Origin of the sequence: Streptomyces sp. MBT65 (genome assembly GCF_016612545.1) — a bacterium.
Lineage (GTDB): Bacteria > Actinomycetota > Actinomycetes > Streptomycetales > Streptomycetaceae > Streptomyces.
In genome coordinates this window covers 1-3,258 of record NZ_JAENRY010000509.1, presented here as the reverse complement: position 1 = coordinate 3,258, position 3,258 = coordinate 1, and the positions used below count along the sequence as shown (strand labels likewise).

Here is a 3,258-nt window from a genome sequence, read left to right as displayed (position 1 = left end):
GTGGCCATGTCGACGCCGACCGGGCAGTCCGTGCGGCAGCCCTTGCACGACAGGCACAGGTCCAGCGCGTCCCGGACCTCCGTCGACCGCCAGCCGTCGGTGACCAGTTCGCCCGCGAGCATCTCGTGCAGGAGTCGGGCGCGCCCGCGCGTGGAGTGCTGCTCCTCGCCCGTCGCGCGGAACGACGGGCACATCACCGACGGCCCGGACGCCTCCTTCGTACGGCACTTGGCCACCCCAACGCACCGCCGTACCGCCGCCGAGAAGTCGCCGCCGTCGGACGGGTAGCCGAAGACCACGTCCACCGGCTCTCGGGGCAGGACCGAGAAGCGGAGGTTCGTGTCCAGGGGGGCGGGGCGGACCAGCATGCCGGGGTTGAGGAGGTCGTCCGGGTCCCAGATCCCCTTCGCTCGCTCGAACAGGGTCACCATCTCGGTGCCGTACATCCGAGGCAGCAGCTCCGCCCGTGCCTGCCCGTCCCCGTGCTCCCCGGAGAGCGAGCCGCCGTGCGCCACCACCAACTCGGCCAGCTCCTCCGAGAATCCCCGGAAGCGAGCGACCCCCGCCGACGTCAGCAGGTCGAAGTCGATGCGGACGTGGATGCAGCCGTCCCCGAAGTGGCCGTACGGCGTGCCCCGCAGGCCGTAGGCAGTCAGCAGCTCCCTGAAGTCCCTGAGATACGCGCCCAGTCGAGCCGGTGGTACCGCGCAGTCCTCCCAGCCCGGCCATGCCTCCGAACCTCCCCCAGCCCCAGGGGGCTGGGAGGTGCCCCCAGGCATCCGCGTCGCCGTGCCGCTCGCGTCCTCGCGGATGCGCCACAGGGCGCGTTGGTCTGAAGGGTCCGTCACCACCAGGGAGTCGAGGACGTCGGCCGCGCGGACGATCGTCTCCGCACGCGCGCGTGCCTCCGCCGCCGTGTCGCCGCCGGTCTCCACGAACAGCCAGGCGCCGCCCCGGGGGAGTTCGGCCGTGGAGCGGACCAGGTCGGCGGCCATCCCCTCGACGGTGAGCGGGGCATGGACCAGCAGGCCCGCCGCCGCCTCCGCCGCCGCGCTCTCGTCGGCGTAGGCCAGCACGGCGAGGGCACGCGCGCGGGGTGCCTCGACGAGTCGTACGACCGCCTCCGTGAGGATGCCCAAGGTGCCCTCGCTGCCGCAGAAGGAGCGGGCGACGTCCGCGCCGTTCTCGGGGAGGAGGGCGTCCAGGGCGTAGCCCGAGATACGGCGGGGGAGGTCCGGGAAGCCGGTGCGCAGGCGGGCCAACTCGGCCTCCACGAGCGGGCGTAGGCCCTGCGGGGCGCCCGACCAGTCGCGGCCGAGCGTCAGGCGGTCGCCTCGCGCGGTGGTCACGGAGAGTTCAGCCACGTTGTCCGCCGTGGTGCCCCAGGCGACCGAGTGGGAGCCGCAGGAGTTGTTGCCGATCATGCCGCCGAGGGTGCAGCGGCTGTGGGTCGAGGGGTCGGGGCCGAAGCGCAACCCGTGGGCGGCGGCGGTCTGTTGGAGGTGGTCGAGGACCAGTCCGGGCTGCACGACCGCCGTGCGGGAGACGGGGTCCAGGGACACCAGACCGTTCATGTGGCGGGTGAAGTCGAGGACCACGCCCGTGCCCGTCGCCTGGCCGGCGATCGACGTGCCGCCGCCGCGCGCCACGACCGGCACCCCGTGCGCCCGGCAGACCGCGAGCACGGCCGCCACGTCGTCCGCGTCACGCGGCGCGACGACCCCGAGCGGGACGCGTCGGTAGTTGGACGCGTCCATCGTCGTCAGCGCCCGGGACGTGACGTCGAAGCCGACCTCGCCCCGGACGGTCCTCGTCAGCTCCGCCTCAAGATCACCCATGCCCCCAGCATGAAGGGATTCTGTAAACGCATCCAGAACCTCCCCAGTTCGATCACTAACTCTCATATAGTGACCGTCAGTTGAGCACCCGGTGTCGCTTCTCGCCCAGGAACCCGACGAGCACCCCCCGAGGACACGACCGAGGACGACTGAGGACCACGACCAAAGACGCCCGAGGACCCGACCGAGGACCCCCTTCATGACCGCCCCCATACTTTCCGGCGAACGGCCCACCTTCCGCACGATCGCCCCCGCCCCGCTGTTCACCGCGGTACTGGCCGGGCTCGCGGTCGTCGGCGCGGTCTATGTGACACCCGACGCGAAACGCCTCGCGGTCGCCTGCGGTGCGGGCGCCGGCGCGCTGCTGCTCTGCGCGGCCGTCGCGCTCGCCGCGCACGCGTACCAGACGGCCCGTATCACCCGCCGCCGGCTCGAGGCCGTCACCCTGGACGCGGGGCGGCTGCTGCAGGAACGGGCCCGGCTGAGCACGGACTTCGACCGTGAGCGCGTCCAGCTGACCGAGGAGCTGACCCACGAGCGGGCCCGGCTGACCGCCGAACTCTCGCAGGAGCGCGCCCGGTTGACCTCCGAGTTCTCCCAGGAGCGGCTGCGGCTCACCACCTCCTTCGCGGAGGAGCGCAGCCGCCTCACGGAGGAGAACTCCCTGGAGCGCGCCCGACTCAGCGCCGAGAACAAGCAGTTGACCGAGCGGGCCCGCCGGGACTCCCAGGAGCGCGCCGCCGCGCTCTCCGCGACCGCCAACGCGGCGGGCCGGATGCAGGCCCTGGCCACCGGCATGCTCGCCGACCTGCGCACCATGGAGGAGCGGCACTCGGACGAGGACGTCCTCGCCGACCTGCTCCACCTCGACCACCGCACCGCGCAGGCGGGCCGCATCGCCGACTCCGTCGCCGTCCTCACCGGCGCCCGCTCCGGCCGCCGTTGGGCCCGCCCGATCGCCATGGAGTCGATCCTGCGCGGCGCGATGGGCCGGATCAGCGGCTACCAGCGGGTGCGCGTGCACTCCGCGAGCGACACCGCCGTCGCCGGGCACGCGGCCGAGGGCGTGATGCACGCGCTCGCCGAACTCCTCGACAACGCCGCGAACTTCTCGCCGCCGAGCGCCGAAGTGCATGTCTACGTCGAAGAGGTGCCCGCCGGCGTCATCCTCTCCGTGGAGGACAGCGGCCTGGTCATGGGCGACATCCAACTGCGCCGCGCCGAACGCTCGGTGTCCGGCGACTCCACCGAACTCGGCGGCCTCACCGGCACCCGGCTCGGCCTCGCGGTCGTCGGCCGGCTGGCCCGCAAGTACGGGCTGAAGGTGTCGTACCGGCCCTCCGCGCGCGGCGGCACGGGCGTCCTGATGCTCATCCCGCAGGACATCCTGGTGCCCCAGGACGCCCGTGCCGCCGCGCGC

At 73.1% G+C, this 3,258-nt stretch carries 2 protein-coding genes; one reads left to right on the top strand and one right to left on the bottom strand.

What is annotated here, in order from left to right; all coding sequences use genetic code 11:
* Nucleotides 1–1,838, bottom strand: a 1,838-nt coding sequence (locus JHN63_RS49345; protein WP_200691670.1) for an FAD-binding and (Fe-S)-binding domain-containing protein, incomplete at its 3' end; no start/stop codon positions are given.
* A 199-nt stretch (nucleotides 1,839–2,037) separates the two neighbouring features.
* On the opposite strand from JHN63_RS49345, the gene JHN63_RS49340 reads away from it, so the two are divergent.
* Nucleotides 2,038–3,258 (top strand): sensor histidine kinase (locus JHN63_RS49340; protein ID WP_200691669.1); only part of this gene is annotated, 1,221 nt, incomplete at its 3' end.